Raw genomic sequence first — 19,138 nt, forward strand, 5'->3', positions numbered from 1 at the left:
AATCGAGACGCTTCCGGCGTAATCTTCAACCGTCGGTTGTGATGACCGGCATTCAGCCGATCAGGCAGTTCAGCTGCCAGTCGGCTCCCAATGGAAGCAATCTCTTGCTTCCAGGCGTCAGGGACATTCAACTCCCTGTCTGCCAGCCCCGACGGCAAGTGCAGTTTGCCCGCCGTCAACCCCGGCAGGCTCTCCTGCCGGGGTTTCTTTTTTGGGCCAGCGCATCAGGTCGTTGGCGGGTCATCCCGGGCGACAATAGCGGATGTGGTCCATCGCCCGTCGGCGTGGGCGTCTCTCACTGCTGTACCTATCAATATGTCGCTGTTCTCCCTGCGCAAGAGCGCGCCCCAGTCTCCCACGCCCGATCCCGCCGCGACACCGGCCGGCGGTGGCGGGGCCGCCTCGACCCCGTCGTCCCACCCTCTGGATGCATTGACGGGAGGTGCGTTTTCCGCACCTACGAGTGGAGAACGCGCGGCCCGCGTGCGTGCTTGGTTGCAGACCGAGCCAGGCTGGGAGGCCATGAACGAGGTGTTCAAGGAACTGTCCCAGCGGGACCGCGGGGCCGCCAAGCCTCTGAAGGAAAAGCTCGACGAACTCAAGCGCCAGAAGGCCCAGGAGCACATTGGCGTGGAATGGGCCCAGAAAGCCCAAGCGCTGATTGCGCAGTCGCGGCTGAACCTGGCCGACGCCATGGCTTGGCAGCGCGATGCCGCGCGGGCAGGGGCGCCGCTGTCGCGCGAACCACTCGCAGGGCTCAAGGCGGCGCTGGCCGAGCGGGTCAAGGCCATTGAAGACCTGCAGCACCGGGTGCAGGTCGAGCGCGAGTCCGCTGTGTTGATGGCCCAGCGCATCGAAATCCTCTCGACCAAGTCATGGAAAGAGGCCCAGGCGGGCATTGATGGGCTGCGGGCGGATGTCCAGCAGTGGCAGGCGCAGGCCAGTGGGCTGGCCGACGACCCCCAGTGGCCCAGCGTGGAGGTGCGGTTTCCGCCCATGCTGGAGGCATCGCGACAGCAGTTGCAACTGGTCTGGGACGCCTTTGAAGCCGCACTGGCCCAGGCCGCGGCCGCCGATGCGGACCCGCACGCGCCATTGCCGGCAGTTCCGGTGTGGGCCGATGAGTTGAGGCAGGCGCGTGGCATCGAGACGCCTGCTGAGGCCGTCAAGACCGACACGCAGGCGGCCGAGCGCCGCGCCCGGGCGCAGGCGGAGCTGCAGAAGGCTTTGGAATCGCTTGAGCGTGAGCTGGCGCAAGGACATGGCAAGGCCACGCCCAAGGCTGCGGCCGATGTCCGTGCGCTGCTCCGTTCGTCGGGGCGGCTGGTCGGGGCTGAGCTCGAAGGCAAGGCGAACGCGATTCTGGCCCAGGCCGGTGAACTGGAAGACTGGCAGCGCTGGCGCGCCGACCAGTTGCGTGAGGAGCTGGTTCGCAAAGCCGAAGCTCTGATGGCAGCGCCAGAAGGGCAGCGTCTGGGTGGCCGCAAGATGCAGGAAACCCTGCGCAGCCTTCGGGACCAATGGAAGACGACGGACCAAGGTGGGCCAGCCAACCACGCCCTCTGGAAGCGCTTCGATGAGGCCTGCACCCTGGCGCACAAGGAGGTTGAGGTCTGGCTGACTCAGGTGCGCCAGCAGGCGGAGGCCCACAGGGCCCAGCGGCTGGCGATCATCGACGAGGTCAAAGCCTGGACCTCGGCCCACGCTGGTCAGAGCGACTGGAAAAATCAGATCCGCGACCTGCACGCGTTTTCCGAGCGCTGGCGCGAGGCCGGACACCTGAGTGAAAAGGCATTTGCCGAGCTGCAGCCCCTCTGGAAGGCCGCCATGCAGGCCGCTCACGTCGAACTGGAGGCCGCCCAGGCACAGAGCGTGGCGCGTCGCCGCGCCATGATCGACGAGGCGGTGGCACTGGGTGAGGCGCCTCAGCTGCGCATCGATGCGGTGAAGGCCTTGCAGCAGCGCTGGCAGGCCGAGGCACACGCGGTGCCGCTGGAGCGAAAGCAGGAACAGAAGCTCTGGGAGGCGTTCCGCCAGCCGATCGACGCTGCGTTCCAGCGCAAGAGCTCCGAGCGGGAACGCGCCGTGGCCACGCTGAACGCACACGACCAGCGCGTGCTGGATGCTGCTCGTGCGCTCGATGCCGCCAGCGCCTGCGGCGATGCCCAGCAGATCCGTGCAGCGCAGGCGGCGCTTGAGCAGGCGATGCGGGGTGAAACCCCTGCTCGGGAAGAGGCGGCCAACGCTCCCGCCTTGGATGGCGCGACGCCACAAGCTGAGACCGCTCCTGAGGCCGCCGATTCGCCCGAGGCAGTGCCGAAGCCAGCATCCGCGCCGGCCCGCAAGCTGGTGGCCATGCGTGGTGACGACCGGCCGGGCATGAAAAAGGCAGAGCCCGCCGGGCGCGACGAGCGCCGTGGACCCGCTGGACGGGATGGTCGCGGGGCTCGGGACGCCGGAAGAGGCTCGCGCGATGGCTGGGGGGATGCCCGCCCGCCCCGCGAACCGCGGGGTGCACCGGCTCCCAGGCTGGGCGATGCGGCGTTCCGCGCACAGCGCCAGGCGCTTGAGCATGCCGAAGCGGCGCTGCGCAAGCTGGCGGCGCAGGCGCATGGTGAGGTGCTCACGCAGTTGCTGACTGCCTGGGAGAGGCGCGATCCGTCGGCAGTGCCGGCAGCCCAGGCCTTGGGCGGCCGTGGGGTGACGGCAGCGCGCGGCTCCTGGGTGCAGTCGCTGGGAGCGGCGCCGTCCGCGGCCGTACCCGCCGAGGCCTTGTTGCGCCTGGAGATGGCGGCCGAAGTGCCCACGCCCGCCGAACAGGTGGAGGCGCGCCGGCTTCTGCAGCTGCAGCTGCTGACCCGGCGCCACGAGGCCGCTCCGGCGGACACCTGGCCACAGGATGTGGGGCGTGTGCTGGCCGCACCGTTCGACGCAGGTTCCGCGCGGCGCCTGCAGCAGGCGCTGAAGGTGCTGCTGCGGCGCTGATCCGTCCGGCCCGCCCGGGTGCTCAGGCGTCCGGGCGGAAGAAGCCGTCGTAAAGCGTGAGGAGCGCGGGAAACTCCTGGCCGAACCGGAGTCTGCTGACGAAGTAGGCCTCGCAGGTCACGGCAAAAAACTCCGCAGGGTTCGTTGCAGCGTAGTCGTCCAGCCAGGGCCGTTCGGCGCCGAATCGCTCTGCCATGGACACGCTTTCCCGGAAGTGGTCGTAGGCCTGCGTCATGGTGCTCCGCCAGTGTTCTCGAGCCTGGGCATCGCTGCGAGTGCTCCAGAGCCCCGCAACCAGGGCGGGCGCGCCGTCCGGGTTGCCCCCTGCATGCATGCCCCGCATGTCGATCTTGTGCACGAACTCGTGAATCACAACGTTGCTGCCGGTGCCGGCGGCATCGGGAGCCTGGCTAACCTCCTCCCAGCTCAGCATGACCGGCCCCCGGTCCATGGCTTCGCCAGCCAGCACTTCCTCGTAGTGGTGAACCACCCCGCTGGCGTCGGCGACGCGTCGGCGTGCCAGCGCGGCCCCCGGCTGCACCACGATGCCGACGAAGTCGTCGTACCAGGCCAGCGCGTCCAGCGGATTCGACGCGGCTTGGCCTGAGGGAGGACGGATGTGCAGCAGGGGCAGGCAGGCCTGGGCGGCAATCGCCAGCGCCATGGGGTCGGTCACGACCAGCCCGTGGGCGCCATGAAATTCCTTTTCCATCAGGAAGTGGCCGCTGAGCTGGCGCAGGCGGAAGCGATCCGGCCCGGAGAGCTCCGCCAGAAAGGGGTGGGACCCAAGAATGGCCGACCACGGCCCGTCGGGCAGTTGGGGCTCCGAACGCCAGCGGCGCGGAAGCCAGCGCTGCAGTGTCTGCATCACGGGCGCAGATGCGAAAAGCCGCTGTGGCTGAGGCGCAGGATGTCCAGCCGGGCTGGGGTGGCTGCGGCGTCCCAGTCGCTGAGCACCACGCGTTGCAGACCCTCTCCCAGGTCGTGCGTCGCAGGGCGGTGGGTGTGTCCGTGGATCAGTGTGGCGGCACCAGCGGCTCGGAGCCAGCGGCGCGCCTCTTCCGCGTCGACATCCGCCCACAGCGCAGGGTCGTGCGCCAGGCTCTTCTTGCGGGCTTCGCTGCGTTCGCGCAGGTCGCGCGCCACGGCTTCCCGCTGGGCGAGCGGTTGGGCCAGGAAGCTGCGCTGCCATTCTGCAGAGCGGACCATGGCCCGGAAGGCCAGGTAGTCGGTGTCGTCCAGGCACAGCGCGTCGCCGTGGCTGAGCAGCCAGCGCGCCCCCATGAATTCGAGCACTGTGGGATCATCCAGGCCCTGCATGCCGCAGGCGCTCAGGGCAGAGGGGCCAACGAGGAAATCCCGGTTGCCGCACATGAAGAACACCGGCGTGTCGATGCTGTGCTGGTGCAGCTGCCGGGCGCACAGGGCGCCGAAGGAGTCCGGGTTCTCCAGCGCATCGTCTCCGACCCACACTTCAAACAGGTCGCCGAGAATGAACAGTGCATCGGCCCGTTCCTCTGGCGGGCGTTCCAGGTAGCGCCACCAGGCGCCCAAGGTCTGTGGCTCCCCGGGGTGCAGATGGAGGTCTGAAATGAAATCGACCGCCTGCCAGTGCGCGGGGGCGCGCAGCTCGGCAAAGCGGTCGACAGGCAGGTTCGTCATCGGTCAGGGATGCACCCTGAGCCTCAGAGCGCGACGGCCTTCTCGATCACCACGTCCTGCTTGGGCACGTCGTCGTGGAAGCCGCGGCGACCGGTGGGGGAGGCTTCGATCTTCTTTACCACATCGGACCCCGACACCACCTTGCCGAACACCGCATAGCCCCAGCCCTGGGCGCTCGGAGCGGTGTGGTTCAGGAAAGCGTTGTTGGCGACGTTGATGAAGAACTGGGCGCTGGCCGAATGCGGGTCGCTGGTGCGCGCCATGGCCACGGTGTAGATCTCGTTGCGCAGGCCATTGTTGGCTTCGTTCTGGATCGGGGCGTCGGTGGCTTTCTGGTTCATGCCGGGCTCGAAGCCGCCGCCCTGCACCATGAAGCCGGGGATCACGCGATGGAACACGGTGTTGTTGTAGTGGCCCTTGTTGACATAGGCCAGGAAGTTGGCGGTCGTCAGTGGGGCTTTTTCGGCGTCGAGTTCGAGCGTGATGACGCCGAGGCCCGTGATGTGCAGTTCGACCTGGGGGTTGGCCATGTTCAGTTCTCCAGAGTGGCTTTGAGGATGGTGACGGGCGTCTTGGGGACATCCGTCGGGAAGGGGCCGCCGGCACCGGTGGGCGTGGCCTTGATCTTGTTGACCACGTCCATGCCGGCGATCACCTTGCCGAACACGGTGTAGCCAAACAGTTGTCCGGCCGCCAGCAGATTGGCGCGAGGCACATTTTCATAGACACGGCCGCCGTATTCGAAGCGCGGCACAGGATCCCCTGGCGGGATGGGGGTCGGGTCCAGGAAGGCGTTGTCCTTGACGTTGATGAAAAACTGGGCGGTTGCGGAGTGCGGGTCGTTGGTGCGCGCCATGGCGACCGTGCCCACCACGTTGCGCGGGCCACCTCGCTCCAGCGCCGCCTGGCCCTCGTGCACCACCGGTGCGCGGGTGGGCTTCTCGCGGTAGCGGGCGTCGTATCCGCCACCCTGGACCATGAAGTTGTTGATCACGCGGTGGAACACCGTGCCGTCGTAGTGTTTGTCACGGACGTATTGAAGGAAGTTTTCGACCGTCTTGGGTGCCTTGTCGGGGTACAGCTCCAGCACGATGTCACCGGCCGAGGTGCTCAGGCGAACCTTGGGGTTCGACGCGCCGGCGGCCCTGGCATCCGATATGGACAGGGCGCCGAAGGTGCATGCCGCCAGGGTGGCGAGTACAAGGGTGCGCACCGAGGTCCGGCGGTTCAGGGTGGTGTGATCAAGCTCGGACGGCATCAGGGAGTCCCTTCATGAAAAATCTTCCACTGGTCGCTTTCACGAGCCCAGTACTGGCGCCGGGTCACCCCTCGGCTCTGACCTTGTGGCACCTCTCCGAAGGTGACCACCATCGTGTCCTGCTGGTCCTGCCAGCGGAGCACGGAAACATCCTTGATGTCGACTGCTCTCACGCCTTTGGCGGAGTCTGGACCAGCCTCCGGTCGGCCGCCGCCGGACCCGCTCCCGGCGAGCAACTTGCTGGAGTAGAACGCGCTCAGGCGTTCGCTCTGGCCCGCGCTCTTGGCTTCTTTCCAGGAGGCCAGTGCGCTTTCGAACGCAAGCCGTTCGGCGTCGAGTTCCTCCGGTTGCACCCATTGGAGTTCGGGGGCGATCACCACCGGCGTGGTGCGGATCTGCACGGTGGCCAGCAGTCGTTCGAGATCCGGGTTGGACAGCACCACGCAGCCGTCCGACGCTTGTGGCGCCCGGACAAACTGCTCGCGCGGTGTTCCATGCAGCCAGATGCCGCTGCCGGTCTTGCCGCGCTGCAGGTCCAGCGGGTTCGGGTAGTTGATGGGCAGCGCACCGACGCCATAGAGGTCGGGCAGGCTGTCCGGGTGCAGATTGCTGGTGATGTAGTAGACGCCCAGAGGTGTGCGCTTGTCGCCTTCGACTTCTTTCTCGATGCCCGACAAGCCGACCGAGATGTAGAAGTCGCCCAGCAGCCTGAGCCTGGGAGGGGCCGCCAGCAAGCCGTTCGTACCGCCGGACGGCGTCTGGTTCTCGAACAGGTACAGGCGTGACCGGGACGCGTCGACGGCGATCGCATGCCTGCTCTGGGAGGAGAGGCTCAGGAACTGGGAAGGAATGGCTCCTTCGGGTGGTCTTTCGGTCAACGCACGTAGGCGTCGGCGCGACTCGTCCCGAAGAACGGCGAGCTGTTGCGCCGCCGCAATAGCGGTGGTGTCGGGCACGTCACCCAGCTGGCGGACCGGCCGGACCTGCAGGCTCAGCAGGTCTCCGTGCACGAGGTGCGCGAGGTGGAAGTTGGGGTGATCGCGGACCAGGCGATCGGCTTGTGACAGCGCCGCGCGGTGCTGGCCCTGGCTGATGAGACGGTAGATGTCGATCAGCCTGGCCTCGGCCCGACCCAACAAAGGGGCGACGCGGGCCATGGCGTCGTCCGACAGCGGTTGTGGTCGCAGGCCGGAGGGCCTGGTCACCGACTTGATGGCATCGGGCGCGTCGTGCATCCGGGCCATGGCGGCATCAATGATCGACGGGCCAGTCCCCGCGGTATCCGTTGAGGCCGATCCTGCAGGCGAGTCGTCCCGGAAGAGCAGGGGATCCACAGGTCCCTGGTGCAAGAACGCAAGGAGAGAGCCTGACAGGGCTGCAAATGCCAAGGCTCCGATCAGCCATCGGGGCAGGCCGGAGACGGTGCGCAGGGAGGCGGCTGGTACGCTGGCGTGACCCCGTTGGAAAAACCGCCGACCGGCCATCAGGATCCCGTGGATTCGCGCACGATCAGCCAGCGATTCCCGCTCCTGACCAAGTCCAGTGTCTTGCGGCTTGTCACACTCAGTGAATCGGAAGAGTAAGCCTGACGGAACTTGGCAGAGGCCCGGTCACCGTTGACCGAAACGGAGAGTTCGCTGATGTCCACGTCGATGCGGTTGCGCGGCATGATGCGGGCCTTGCGGTCGGCTTCCCATTCGCTGCGGCTCTGGCCGCCAGGAGGGGTGAAGTTACCGGCGTAGGCACCCAGGTAGCCCGACATGTTCTTGCTGGACCAGGCCTTGGCCCAGGCCGCTACGGCTGATTCCACGTCGCTTTCGGCGTTGCCGGTGGCAGCTGGCGCCTGGGCTGCGGGTGCTGCGGCGGGCGCCGACGCTGCGGGCTTGGCTGCGGCAACAGGGGGCGTCGATACTGCGGGAGCTGCTGCAGGCTTGGCGCCCTTGGCATCGGCCGCGAACAGGTTGCGGATCAGGCTCAACTTGGGCGCGACTCCGGCATTGCCGGCATCCAGCTGCAAGGCTTTGCTGTAGGCCTGGCTGGCAAGCTTGGCGTAGACGTCGCCCAGGTTCTCGTGCGCTGTGGCGTAACTGGGGTTGGTGCGGATCGCCATTTCGAGCGCCGCTCGTGCCTTGTCAAATTGGCTCTGCCCTGCGTAGAGCACGGCGAGGTTGTTGTAGGGCTCGGGCAGCTCGGGGAATTCTTCGGTCAGTTTCTGGAAGGTGGCCACGGCATCGGCCTGTTTGCCACTTTCGGTCTGGATGACGCCCTTGAGAAAGCGCATCTGGGGGTCCCGGGGCTTGCCTGCGAGGTACTGGTCGGCCTTGTTCATGGCCTCAGAGAACTGTCCGGCACGCAACAGGCGATTGACCTCTGCGTAGTCGTCGGACTGGGCCTGTGTCAGCGGCGCGGCGAGGGCGGCTGACACTGCGACGCACATGGCCATCAGGCGCAGCGAAGCGAAGGGTCGCCGGGTGCCGAAACTGCGGGACTTGACGGGCTGGGCAGAGGGAAATTGCATGGGGTTGATCATGTGACCTCAGATGGCGACAACAGCAAACCGAAGGCCGGCCTGCGCCGGTCGGCGAATACTATAGCGCTCCTGTGTGTGGGCATCGAAAATGCCGGTGGCGCACTGGGCTGGATATACTGGCGCATTGTATCTGAGGGCCCCCGCCAGGCCCCGCAGTCCGGTGGTCGCGCGACACCGGTGTAATGTCCGCTGTTCTCGCGCTTCTTTTCCCTGAACCCTGTCGACGTCCGGGTCGAGATGCTCCCTGCATGCAGGTGCGCTCCAGCCGGGTCATTCGGCTGGCCTTCCATGTCCTTGCGAATCTTCAACACCCTCTCGCGCGGCGTCGAGCCGTTTCTGCCGCTCGATCCCGGGCATGTGCGCATGTATGTCTGTGGCATGACCGTCTACGACCTCTGCCACCTCGGTCATGCCCGGTCGATGCTGGCGTTCGATGTGGTGCAGCGCTGGCTCAAGGCCAGCGGGTATCGCGTCACCTATGTGCGCAATGTGACGGACATCGACGACAAGATCATCGCCCGTGCGGTCAGGAACGGTGAAACCATCACCCAGCTGACCAACCGCATGATCGAGGCGCTGCACCAGGACGCGGATGCGCTGGGCATCGAGCGGCCCACTCACGAGCCGCGCGCCACCGACTACGTGCCGCAAATGCTGGGCATCGTGCGCCAACTGGAAGACAAAGGGCTGGCCTATCGCAGTCCCAATGGCGATGTGAACTACGCGGTGCGCAAGTTCCCTGGCTACGGCAAGCTCTCCGGCAAGTCGCTGGACGATCTGCGCGCTGGCGAGCGTGTCGCAGTAGACGACGGCAAGCAGGACCCGCTGGACTTCGTGCTCTGGAAATCGGCCAAGGCCGAGGAGCCTGCCGAGGCGAAGTGGGACAGTCCCTACGGCAGCGGTCGACCGGGCTGGCACATTGAGTGCTCTGCCATGAGCTGCGAGATGCTGGGTGAGAGCTTCGACATCCACGGCGGTGGCGCTGATCTGCAGTTTCCACACCACGAGAACGAGATCGCCCAGAGCGAGGGTGCGACTGGCCAGCCGCTGGCGCGCTTCTGGATGCACAACGGCTTCGTGCGGGTGGACAACGAAAAGATGTCCAAGAGCCTGGGCAATTTCTTCACCATCCGCGAGGTGCTGGAGAAGTACGACGCCGAGACGGTGCGCTTCTTCGTGCTGCGCGCCCACTACCGAAGCGCCCTGAACTACAGCGATGCCCATCTGGACGATGCACGCTCGGCCCTCAAGCGCCTCTACACCGCGCTGGCCGCGGTCAGGGCCGAGGTGCCCGAGAGCATTGACTGGAACCAGCCGTCTGCCGCCCGGTTCAAGGTCGCCATGGACGAGGATTTCGGTACGCCCGAGGCCGTCGCCGTGTTGTTCGATCTGGCCAGTGAAGTGAACCGCACCCGCGATGCCTCGCTGGCCGGTGTGTTGCAGGCGCTCGGGGGCGTGCTGGGTCTGTTGCAGCAGGATCCGCAAAGCTATCTGCAAGCGGGTGGCGCCGGTGATGGCCTGGACGAAGCCGCCATTGCTGATCAGATTGCGGCCCGGGCCGCCGCCAAAGCCGCCAAGAACTTCTCCGAGGCGGACCGTATCCGCCAGGCGCTGTTGGCCCAGGGCATCGTGCTCAAGGACAGTCCTGCCGGCACCACCTGGGAGCGTGCCTGATGGTGACCTCGCAGTTGCCCGATGTCGGGCCCGATGCGCCGCTGTATTGGCAGGAGGCATGTCGGCATCTGATGAAGCGCGATCGGGTGATGAAAAAGCTGATCCCGCAGCACGCGGGTGCCAGCCTTCAGTCTCGGGGCGATGCGTTTGTCACGCTGGCCCGCAGCATCGTGGGGCAGCAGATATCGGTCAAGGCGGCGCAATCCGTGTGGGACCGATTCGAAAAGCTGCCGCGCAAGATGACGCCGGCCTATGTGCTCAAGCTCAAAGTGGACGACATGCGGGCAGCCGGTCTGTCAGCACGCAAGGTCGAGTACCTGGTGGACCTGGCGCTTCACTTTGCCAACGATCAGGTGCACGTCGACAAGTGGGCCGAGATGGACGACGAGGCGATCATCGCCGAGTTGGTGGCCATCCGCGGCATTGGCCGCTGGACCGCCGAGATGTTCCTGATTTTTCACCTGATGCGTCCGAACGTGCTGCCGCTGGACGACATCGGCCTGCAAAACGGCATCAGCCGCGCCTACTTTTCCGGTGAACCGGTCAGCCGCAGCGAGATCCGCGAAGTGGCTGCCTCCTGGGCGCCTTACTGCAGCGTCGCCACTTGGTATATTTGGCGCTCGCTGGACCCACTGCCGGTCAGCTACTGAGCCCTTCGGGGCTTTCCTGTTTCCGGACGTCGTTCGCACAAAGACCAAAGGAGTCATACCTTGGCCAAAAGAAATTTTCTCGACTTCGAGCAGCCCATTGCCGAACTCGAAAGCAAGATCGAAGAGCTCCGCTATGTGCAGACCGAATCCGCGGTCGACATTTCTGCCGAGATCGAACAGCTGTCGGGCAAGAGTCTGCAGCTCACCAAGGACATCTACAGCACCCTGACGCCGTGGCAGATCACGAAGATTGCGCGCCATCAGGACCGGCCGTACACGCTGGACTACGTGAACGAGATCTTCACGCACTTCCAGGAACTGCACGGCGATCGGCATTTCTCGGACGATCTGTCCATCGTCGGCGGTCTGGCCCGTTTCAACGGTCAGCCCTGCATGGTGATCGGCCACCAGAAGGGGCGGGATACCAAGGAGCGTGGTCTGCGCAACTTCGGCATGACCAAGCCCGAGGGCTATCGCAAGGCGCTGCGCCTGATGAAGCTGGCCGAGAAATTCAAGCTGCCGGTGTTCACCTTCGTCGACACGCCCGGTGCCTATCCCGGCATCGACGCCGAGGAGCGCGGCCAGTCCGAGGCCATTGGCCGCAACATCTTCGAGATGGCGCAGCTGGAGGTGCCGATCATCTCCACCATCATCGGTGAAGGTGGTTCGGGCGGTGCACTGGCCATCTCGGTGGCCGACCAGGTGCTGATGCTGCAGTACTCGGTGTACTCGGTGATCAGTCCCGAGGGCTGTGCGTCGATTCTCTGGAAGACCAGCGACCGTGCCAGCGACGCGGCCGAGGCGCTGGGCATCACGGCGCATCGCCTCAAGGCGCTGGGTCTGGTCGACAAGATCGTCAACGAGCCGGTTGGCGGTGCGCACCGCGACCCTGGTCAGATGGCCGCGTTCCTCAAGCGCGCCCTCAACGACGCCTGGCGTCAGGTCGCCGATCTCAAGGTCAAGGAGCTGCTGGAGCGACGCCACGCGCGCCTGGACAGCTACGGCCGCTTCACCGACACCAAGGCCGACAGCGCCAAGCGCTGAGGCGCAGCGTGGCCGCGTCGCCCAACCCGTGCGGGCCGGCGCTGCTGCGCTGGTACTCACAAAGGGCGCCAGACACCTCCCCCAGGCTGGCCGTCGCGTACAGCGCCGGTGCCGATTCCACGGCGCTGCTGCTGGCGGCCCACGCGCTCTGGCCGGGGTGCGTGGTGGCCCTTCATGTGCACCATGGCTTGCAGGCCGCGGCAGATGCCTTCGAAACCACAGCAAGGATCACCTGCGACCGGCTGGGTGTGCCATTGCATCTGGCGCATGTCCGTGCCACGCCTGCGCGAGGCCAGAGCCCGGAGGACGCAGCGCGCCTCCATCGGTACCGCGCACTGGCGGATCTGGCCAGGTCTGCGGGTGCGGACCTTGTGCTGCTGGCCCATCACGCCGATGACCAGGCCGAGACCCTGATGCTGGCGCTCAGCCGCGGCGGCGGCCTGCCGGGGCTGGCAGCCATGCCCGATCACTTCGAGCGCCACGGAATGCGCTTCGCCCGCCCCTTGCTGGAGCTTCCTGTCAGCACCCTGCGGGCCTGGGTCGAAAGCAATGGGGAGCCTTTTGTCGACGACCCGAGCAACGCCGACTTGCGCTACACGCGCAACCGCATTCGCAAGACCTTGCTGCCCGCCTGGGACGCCTGCTTCCCGGGGTTCCGCCCCATGCTTGCCCGCAGTGCGCGCCATGCCGCGCAGGCCCAGCAGTTGCTGGGCGACCTCGCGCGCATCGACCTGGCTACGGTGGGAGAGCCCCCGTCCATCGCCGGTTTGCAAGCGCTCAGCCGCGAGCGTCAAGCCAATGCCTTGCGCCATTGGTTGCACAGGCACTGGGGTGTGGTGCCCGCTGCGGCTCAGATGGAGCAGGTGCTGGACCAGTTGGCGGCCTGTCGGACGCGGGGGCATCGCATCGAGCTCAAGGTGGCCGACGGGACCCTGCGTCGGGACGGTGGGCATCTGACGTTCGGCCGGACGGCCAGGGCCGCGCCGATATAATTCCAAGGCTTTGCCGGATGCATCCGGCGGCCCGGCCGGTTCCGGCGACCGGCCCAGCGCGACCAACGGCCGCGTGGTCATTCCAACGATCCTCTTCCCGATCCAACCCGATGGCTTTGATTGTTCACAAGTACGGCGGCACCTCCATGGGGTCCACCGAGCGCATCCGCAACGTGGCCCGGCGTGTCGCCAAGTGGCACAAGGCTGGTCACCAGATGGTGGTGGTACCCAGCGCCATGAGCGGCGAGACCAACCGCCTGTTGGCACTGGCCAAGGAACTGCAACCCGCCCAGCTGGGCAAGGCCTACGGCCGCGAGCTGGACATGCTGGCCGCCACCGGCGAGCAGGCCTCGTCGGCCCTGCTGGCCATCGCGCTGCAGGCCGAGGGCATCGACGCCGTGAGCTATGCCGGCTGGCAGGTGGCCATCAAGACCAACGACGCCTACACCAAAGCCCGCATCGAATCCATTGACGACGCCCGCGTGCGTGCTGATCTGGCCGCTGGCAAGGTGGTGATCGTCACTGGTTTCCAGGGCGTGGACCCCGATGGCAACATCACCACGCTGGGCCGTGGTGGCAGCGACACCTCGGCCGTGGCCGTGGCCGCGGCGATGAAGGCCGCCGAGTGCCTGATCTACACCGACGTGGACGGCGTGTACACGACCGACCCGCGCGTGGTGCCCGAAGCCAAGCGCCTGGAGCGCGTGAGCTTCGAGGAAATGCTGGAGATGGCCAGCATGGGCTCCAAGGTGCTGCAGATCCGCTCGGTGGAATTTGCCGGCAAGTACAAGGTGCCGCTGCGCGTGCTGTCCAGCTTCACCCCTTGGGACATCGACCTGAATGAAGAAGCCAGCTCTGGCACCCTGATCACTTTTGAGGAAGACGAAGATATGGAACGAGCCGTTGTTTCCGGCATTGCCTTCAACCGCGACGAAGCGAAGGTTTCTGTGCTGGGCGTGCCCGACAAGCCAGGCATCGCCTACCAGATCCTGGGCGCCGTGGCGGCTGCCAACGTCGAAGTGGACGTGATCATCCAGAACCTGAGCAAGGACGGCAAGACCGACTTCAGCTTCACGGTGCACCGCAACGATTTCCAGAAGACGCTGGACCTGCTCAAGGGCCAGGTTCTGCCAGCCCTGGGAGCGGCCGACGTGGTGGGCGACAATCGCATCTGCAAGGTGTCCATCGTCGGCATCGGCATGCGCAGCCACGTGGGCGTGGCCAGCCGCATGTTCAAGTGCCTGAGCGACGAGGGCATCAACATCCAGATGATCTCGACTTCCGAGATCAAGACCTCGGTGGTGATCGACGAGAAGTACATGGAACTGGCTGTGCGCGCGCTGCACCGCGAGTTCGATCTGGATCAGACGGCCGACACGATTTCGAAGTGATGCCGCCAAGGCCTGGGTCCCCGGAAACGGAAAAGACTTGAGGCATAATACGCGGCTCAGGAGTGATGACCGAGTGGCCGAAGGTGCTCCCCTGCTAAGGGAGTATGGGGTGTAGAGCCTCATCGAGGGTTCGAATCCCTCTCACTCCGCCAGTAAGACAAGGCTCCCACGAAAGTGGGAGCCTTTTGTCTTTCTGGGCCCAGTGTTTTCGCGGGGTTGCAGACGGTGGCTGTTTCTCTGTGGTTTCTCTCGCTGCTGCTTTTCTGGCCTTTGCCGCGGGCCATTCTCTAACGCCGCTTTTTGGCAGTGAGGCTTTTGACAAAGCTGCAGGTCAATTCAATCAGCGCAGGCCGGTGGTCGGCATGCTTCCATTTGATCTTCTGAGTCCTCGGTAGGTAAGGGGCGCTAGACCTTGTTGCGGTGGGGTGGTCAGGTACGCTGCGGTTGTAGTCTTTCATCACCGCCTTGCCACCGAACGCTTGAAGGTAGATCTCCGACATCGACAGGATGGCAAACGATGACTGTCCGGGATTCAGCTGCACCGATCGCCCCCCAGTTTCTCATCGAGTGGAGCGCTCAACTTACCCGTGTGAGCTCATGCCTCAACAAGCGACTCCAAAGTGACGTCCGCAGTTCCATTTGCGGACCACCGCTCTACGCCGCGCTGTAGGGCCGTGAACTCGACGGCCTCGCGGAATCGAGTAAACAACTTCTCACGCCATGCCCCGGTCATGGCGAACGACTCTCCCGCGAGGGCATGCGCTTGGCGATCAAATGCTTCGGGCAGTCTATTCCGTAGGACGTCCCAAGAGGCCACTATCTGTGGTTTGCTTTCCTCTAGCAGCTCAGAGGTCGGAAGCTTGTCCGACTTGGACAGGTTAACCCGGGGATCTGCCGGAACCAGGTTCCACAAGTCGTTGTTGCCCCAGAGAGCGAACGGAATGGCATGATCCACCGAAAACGTTCTCTTGAGGTGCCGATTTGACCAAGTACACGTCGACACGCCCGCCTCTAGGTAAGCGGTACGAGCAAGCTGGACAGATCGGGTAGCCTCTGGTTTGGCCAGTAGGAGCGGCAGGACAACGCCCGCATTCATGTCCTGTCGGTGAGCAATCTGCTGGGTGAGTGCCGCCCACCGCACAATGACAGCGTCGGCGATCCAGTGTCCTAGTAGGCTGAACTCGCGCCAGAGATTGGTGGGCATGAGGACCAGCTTGGATCTCTTGTCGTATCCAAACACAGGACCTGCTCCAAGGCCACTGCCTGAGTAAGTCACCGGACCGGAGCGAATAGTCTCCGCAATGGATCGGAGCGCCCCCTGAAGTCGGGAGCGAGATATGGCGTCCAGCTGATCAGATGATCGGGCCAGATGCCAGGCTGTCAACCCCGAGTACGCACCTTGCTGTGCAAAAGGCTCCATCAGCATCGAGAGTGCGCTGCGAAACTTGATTGGCTTGCCGCCTGCGGCCTCCGCCCTGGACTGCGGGATCTTGTCTGGATGGGCCAGCAATGGCCAGTAGTAGAGTAGCCAGCGCTCAGCGATACGGTGGATAGGGACACCGACCGTGCCGGCTCTCGACCAAACAGCGGAACGCGCTTCCTGGGTGGCCATCTCGGCCAACGCACGGATGAGGGCCAGTTTGTAGGTGGCTTCTTTGCGGTCCCGATTGAGGATGCTTTCGATTTGATCGATAGGTCTTTGCTGCGAACCTGAGCGGCGCTCCAGCAGCAGCGTTGTCCAGCTGGTACCGGATCGTCCTAGTGCGTCGTCATTCTCCCAACGAGAGATCGGCCCGAAGCCGAGCCGCTCGAGCAGAAGGGAAATCTCGTCGGCTGAGTAGGGCGAGAACAGCCTCCCATTGGCATCCCGGTCACCAGACAGCAAGTCCCCTCGAGACGCCGGAATAGAGAGTAGAAGTCGGCCTCCCGGCTTGAGCAGCCGGCGCAATGCCAATGCTGCATCGAGCAGATCCGTGTCGGGCACATGCATCAGAACGGCACTGCACAAGATGCCGTCGAACTCGCCGCCGAAGGCATCCCCGGTACCGGGTAAACCGCCTTCGTCGATGCGTCCGGCCAGTTCCGGATGAACCGCCATCGCAGCATGGCGCAACGCCTCCACGGGTTCAATGGCATAGGCGTCGTAGCCACAGCCCAGCAGACGCGCAGCATCCCGCCCGGACCCGCAACCCACGTCGAGTACTCGCGCGCCAGGTGTGAATGCAAAGGCAAAGTACGGTTCGACCGGACTGACCACGGACTCGTACCGCCGTGCAATCTCGGTCGCGTTTTCGGTGTAATAGGCCAAGGTCTTCGGGTCCATGCACGTCATGGTAGCTGGGACGTTCATTGGCGGGCTGGTGTGGCCTATACCACTTGGAACACGCAATCCAGCCCATGCGAGCGGCTGCCATACCCAGGTAACGGTCATTCGGGTGGAATAGCAGTCCTGGATTGCACACAGCATTGCAGAGACCCTCAGGTTTCCAACTTCGGCTTTGCAGCGGAAGCGGTCTTAGGCGAGGGGCCTCACCGGTGACTTGTCTTTGCTATTGCGGTCGCTCGGTGTGGACAACGTGGTGGGCTACGTTGGTCACCGTCACGGGAGTATGTGGCGTTCGAACGGCAGATGCACCTTTAAAAGCCGTCGAGTACAGCCGACTGCTTCGTGCCGAGGTAGAGAGCAATTCATCTCGTTGGCCTCGGAACGGATACAGCCCTTAGGCTCAACTTAGCTGGTGACAATGGCTCAGCGATGTACCTATGACATCGCTGTGATCATCAATATGTCGCACTTTACTGCAGCAGCTTGACCAGATTGGCCGCAGCTGCCGCACCGTATTGCTTAGCGATGTCCCATGTCTGCGCAACCAGCGGATGGTCACGGTGGGCGCCCAAGCCCGACAGGGGGTTGAGCCGCGTGCCCTTGGCCCAGGCTACAACAGACGGGTGACCCGCGCGAGCTCTCTCATGCGCCAGCAGCGCTAGGTAGGCTGTAAGGTAGTCGCGGGGTGCGTCCCAGTAGTGAATCGGCGGGCACAAGCGGTTCTTCGCGTCAGTGTCGGCAATGGTGGCTTCGACCACCCCCAGCAGCGCGAAGGGGTAGCAGGCAAAACCCCAGAACAGCGGCTGGAGGGTCACCCGATCGGGCTCGAAGATCGGTCGCAGCGGCGGCCGCGCGAGGCCCACGGCGGCGCAATTAACGTGTAGCGTACCCGGGCTTGTGGGAATCGATCTGTCGTCGAACATGATGCGGTCGCGCTCGATACGGCGTACGTGCCCGTGCCGCACCACGTTGCCGATCTGGCGCAGCAGGGCAAGCTCGGTTTCGCTGATCATGGCACCGCGGCACATCTCGGGAGCCACTGTAGGGTCTACCCGAAGGAAGAAGCCTTCGGCCTCGAGTCGCGCAAACACGTCATCTACCGACGTTGCGTGCGCCATAGCCTTCAATTGCAAGCCAACACCAGCAAAGAAGGCGGGCAGGCCTTCGGCCGGCTGGTGGAAGCGCCGGTTCAGCCACCACGCTTCGCGCGGCCGGATCCACTGGATATTGCTGGCGGGTACGCCTTGCGTCAGCAGCCAGACAGAGGTGTCCAAGGCCGTTTTACCGCTACCAATTATCACGACCCGCTCGGGCGGTTCGGTCACACGGGCAACATCGCCTGCGGCCACGCAGCGCACGCCCTCGGCCACCTCGAACGGCGGCGGGCTGGTGGCAGGGATGCGCCCTTCAAGGTAGCCGGTGTCAACCCACTTGCGCCGCACACGCACCTCCTGCACCACGCCTGTCAGTCGCGATGTGACGAAGTGACGCCCGTCAGCCCCGATGGCGTGGTCGCTACAAGGCAAGTGCCGCACGCGTCCGGTCGGCATGAAGTGCCGGTCCAATACCTGCGTGTAGTACGCGCTAAGTTCGTCGGCGCCCGCCTGCTCGTGAAACCCGGCGTTGACTCCGCTGCACTCCACCGTGCCACCGCCAAGCGGCACCGACGATACCCCATAGAACGCCGAGGGTTGGTGCAGGCGCACGAAGGGGTAGGCGTCGATCCAGTGCCCACCGGGCGCATGGCGACGGTCTACTAAGGTGACGGTGGCGTCAGAGTGGCTGAGTAACGTATCGGTGAAGGCCATACCGGCCGCGCCAGTACCAACTACCAGGTAATCCGTCTCGAGAATTCCGAGCATGATCTCTCCTATGCCGCCCGCACTAACCCCGAGGCGCATCCCAGCTCCTCACGTACGCATTAGATACAGGTCCGCGTGCCTTGCCAAGCTGCCGGGCGAGGCGCATCGGCTCCGCGAATTCTTCTTGACGGTGACTCTTCGCTGGCCGGGAAACGTCAGTGCTGACGGCCGCTTTCATCTGAAGTTTTAGAGCGAGCGGATGTCGCTATTCGGCCTTGGCAGCCCCTGGAAAGAAGAATCTCGACCGACAGCTCCCAGCCTTATCCTGCCTCACGGATGTGATGTAGTTCCAAGCCGAAATCGCTTGCCGCTAGAGTGATTTCAACCTCTCCCTCGAAAAGAGGTCCGGCCTCAAAAAGCCTGATGTCACGCCCACAGCGCAGTTGCTCAAGGTCGCACGACGTGGTTCAACCTTGAGATCGATTTCAGACAGGCCACGCGCGTCGGGTAGAGCACCCATCGACGCCTCCATTCTTGATCAGTGATTTGGGTGACCGTCACTGACCCATCAGCGTTCATCGACATGAAGGCCTGTATGTTGGGGCCAGCGAGTTCTCTGACCCATTCGGCGGGTGTCGTTGTTGTGTTGCAGTCGCTCTCATTGAGGTTGGAGACGGACCATTGAAGTGGTTCGGGCTCGTACTTGGGTTTCGGCTTGCTGCTGTTGATTCGTGCGCTGGTTCCCATGATGAAAACAATGAATGCCAGGACGATGGCGGCGTAGATCTTGTCTGAATTCATGGTGCGTTGAGGTCGTTGGGTGG

General features: G+C 64.6%; 15 protein-coding genes and 1 tRNA gene. 7 read left to right on the forward strand and 9 right to left on the reverse strand.

Annotated features, from left to right (window positions below):
- The first annotated feature begins 315 nt into the window (after positions 1 to 315).
- Positions 316 to 2,985: a DUF349 domain-containing protein gene (locus tag HPS01S_RS16500; protein WP_066158426.1), complete on the forward strand. Its 2,670-nt coding sequence runs from the start codon at positions 316 to 318 to the stop codon at positions 2,983 to 2,985.
- A gap of 22 nt (positions 2,986 to 3,007) precedes the next feature.
- Here the strand turns inward: HPS01S_RS16500 and HPS01S_RS16505 are convergent, their stop codons facing one another.
- The 6 genes from HPS01S_RS16505 to HPS01S_RS16530 form a co-directional block, all read right to left on the reverse strand.
- Positions 3,008 to 3,853 (reverse strand): M90 family metallopeptidase, encoded by an 846-nt coding sequence (locus tag HPS01S_RS16505; protein WP_066158428.1) that lies wholly within the window; start codon positions 3,851 to 3,853, stop codon positions 3,008 to 3,010.
- Positions 3,853 to 4,647: a UDP-2,3-diacylglucosamine diphosphatase gene (locus HPS01S_RS16510; protein WP_066158431.1), complete on the reverse strand. Its 795-nt coding sequence runs from the start codon at positions 4,645 to 4,647 to the stop codon at positions 3,853 to 3,855. Before HPS01S_RS16510 ends, HPS01S_RS16505 begins: the two co-directional genes overlap by 1 nt.
- Positions 4,648 to 4,670: 23 nt before the next feature.
- Positions 4,671 to 5,177, reverse strand: coding sequence for a peptidylprolyl isomerase (locus HPS01S_RS16515; protein ID WP_066158433.1), 507 nt, complete (start codon positions 5,175 to 5,177; stop codon positions 4,671 to 4,673).
- A 2-nt stretch (positions 5,178 to 5,179) separates the two neighbouring features.
- Entirely contained in the window at positions 5,180 to 5,905 is a 726-nt protein-coding gene (locus HPS01S_RS16520; RefSeq protein ID WP_084397449.1) for a peptidylprolyl isomerase, read from the reverse strand.
- Entirely contained in the window at positions 5,905 to 7,149 is a 1,245-nt protein-coding gene (locus tag HPS01S_RS16525) for a L,D-transpeptidase family protein (protein WP_066158436.1), read from the reverse strand. The genes HPS01S_RS16520 and HPS01S_RS16525 overlap by 1 nt, the downstream gene beginning before the upstream one ends.
- Before the next feature lie 239 nt (positions 7,150 to 7,388).
- Positions 7,389 to 8,348, reverse strand: coding sequence for a nuclear transport factor 2 family protein (locus HPS01S_RS16530; protein WP_174545262.1), 960 nt, complete (start codon positions 8,346 to 8,348; stop codon positions 7,389 to 7,391).
- A gap of 375 nt (positions 8,349 to 8,723) precedes the next feature.
- Here HPS01S_RS16530 and cysS point away from each other — a divergent pair, with 375 nt between their 5' ends.
- The 6 genes from cysS to HPS01S_RS16560 all read left to right on the forward strand — a co-directional run bounded on the left by cysS (position 8,724) and on the right by HPS01S_RS16560 (position 14,338).
- Positions 8,724 to 10,109: a cysteine--tRNA ligase gene (gene cysS / locus HPS01S_RS16535; RefSeq protein WP_066158438.1), complete on the forward strand. Its 1,386-nt coding sequence runs from the start codon at positions 8,724 to 8,726 to the stop codon at positions 10,107 to 10,109.
- A complete protein-coding gene (locus HPS01S_RS16540) occupies positions 10,109 to 10,759 on the forward strand; it encodes a DNA-3-methyladenine glycosylase family protein (protein WP_066158440.1) in 651 nt (216 codons plus the stop codon). The genes cysS and HPS01S_RS16540 overlap by 1 nt, the downstream gene beginning before the upstream one ends.
- Before the next feature lie 60 nt (positions 10,760 to 10,819).
- Entirely contained in the window at positions 10,820 to 11,803 is a 984-nt protein-coding gene (locus tag HPS01S_RS16545) for an acetyl-CoA carboxylase carboxyltransferase subunit alpha (RefSeq protein WP_066158442.1), read from the forward strand.
- Positions 11,804 to 11,811: 8 nt separating this feature from the next.
- Positions 11,812 to 12,795, forward strand: coding sequence for a tRNA lysidine(34) synthetase TilS (gene tilS, locus HPS01S_RS16550; RefSeq protein WP_371836601.1), 984 nt, complete (start codon positions 11,812 to 11,814; stop codon positions 12,793 to 12,795).
- A 110-nt stretch (positions 12,796 to 12,905) separates the two neighbouring features.
- Complete coding sequence (locus tag HPS01S_RS16555; RefSeq protein ID WP_066158444.1) at positions 12,906 to 14,186, forward strand: aspartate kinase; 1,281 nt, start codon at positions 12,906 to 12,908, stop codon at positions 14,184 to 14,186.
- Positions 14,187 to 14,245: 59 nt separating this feature from the next.
- Positions 14,246 to 14,338: transfer RNA gene (locus HPS01S_RS16560), tRNA-Ser, on the forward strand.
- A gap of 443 nt (positions 14,339 to 14,781) precedes the next feature.
- On the opposite strand, the gene HPS01S_RS16565 is transcribed toward HPS01S_RS16560, so the two are convergent.
- The 3 genes from HPS01S_RS16565 to HPS01S_RS21860 all read right to left on the reverse strand — a co-directional run.
- Positions 14,782 to 16,509, reverse strand: coding sequence for a DUF8808 domain-containing protein (locus HPS01S_RS16565; protein WP_066158491.1), 1,728 nt, complete (start codon positions 16,507 to 16,509; stop codon positions 14,782 to 14,784).
- A gap of 473 nt (positions 16,510 to 16,982) precedes the next feature.
- Positions 16,983 to 18,374 carry an NAD(P)-binding protein gene (locus tag HPS01S_RS16570; protein ID WP_169803949.1) on the reverse strand — a complete coding sequence of 464 codons (1,392 nt, stop codon included), beginning with the start codon at positions 18,372 to 18,374 and terminating at the stop codon, positions 16,983 to 16,985.
- Positions 18,375 to 18,761: 387 nt separating this feature from the next.
- On the reverse strand, positions 18,762 to 19,138 hold a 377-nt coding region (locus HPS01S_RS21860; protein ID WP_218016605.1), incomplete at its 5' end, for a hypothetical protein.

This window comes from Hydrogenophaga pseudoflava NBRC 102511 (genome assembly GCF_001592285.1).
GTDB lineage: Bacteria > Pseudomonadota > Gammaproteobacteria > Burkholderiales > Burkholderiaceae_C > Hydrogenophaga > Hydrogenophaga pseudoflava.

Coding starts and splice junctions, on each gene's coding strand:
- HPS01S_RS16500 (WP_066158426.1), top strand. CDS start 316: ATGTCGCTGTTCTCCCTGCGCAAGAGCGCGCCCCAGTCTCCCACGCCC.
- HPS01S_RS16505 (WP_066158428.1), bottom strand. CDS start 3,853: ATGCAGACACTGCAGCGCTGGCTTCCGCGCCGCTGGCGTTCGGAGCCC.
- HPS01S_RS16510 (WP_066158431.1), bottom strand. CDS start 4,647: ATGACGAACCTGCCTGTCGACCGCTTTGCCGAGCTGCGCGCCCCCGCG.
- HPS01S_RS16515 (WP_066158433.1), bottom strand. CDS start 5,177: ATGGCCAACCCCCAGGTCGAACTGCACATCACGGGCCTCGGCGTCATC.
- HPS01S_RS16520 (WP_084397449.1), bottom strand. CDS start 5,905: ATGCCGTCCGAGCTTGATCACACCACCCTGAACCGCCGGACCTCGGTG.
- HPS01S_RS16525 (WP_066158436.1), bottom strand. CDS start 7,149: ATGGCCCGGATGCACGACGCGCCCGATGCCATCAAGTCGGTGACCAGG.
- HPS01S_RS16530 (WP_174545262.1), bottom strand. CDS start 8,348: ATGGCCATGTGCGTCGCAGTGTCAGCCGCCCTCGCCGCGCCGCTGACA.
- cysS (WP_066158438.1), top strand. CDS start 8,724: ATGTCCTTGCGAATCTTCAACACCCTCTCGCGCGGCGTCGAGCCGTTT.
- HPS01S_RS16540 (WP_066158440.1), top strand. CDS start 10,109: ATGGTGACCTCGCAGTTGCCCGATGTCGGGCCCGATGCGCCGCTGTAT.
- HPS01S_RS16555 (WP_066158444.1), top strand. CDS start 12,906: ATGGCTTTGATTGTTCACAAGTACGGCGGCACCTCCATGGGGTCCACC.
- HPS01S_RS16565 (WP_066158491.1), bottom strand. CDS start 16,509: ATGGACCCGAAGACCTTGGCCTATTACACCGAAAACGCGACCGAGATT.
- HPS01S_RS16570 (WP_169803949.1), bottom strand. CDS start 18,374: ATGCTCGGAATTCTCGAGACGGATTACCTGGTAGTTGGTACTGGCGCG.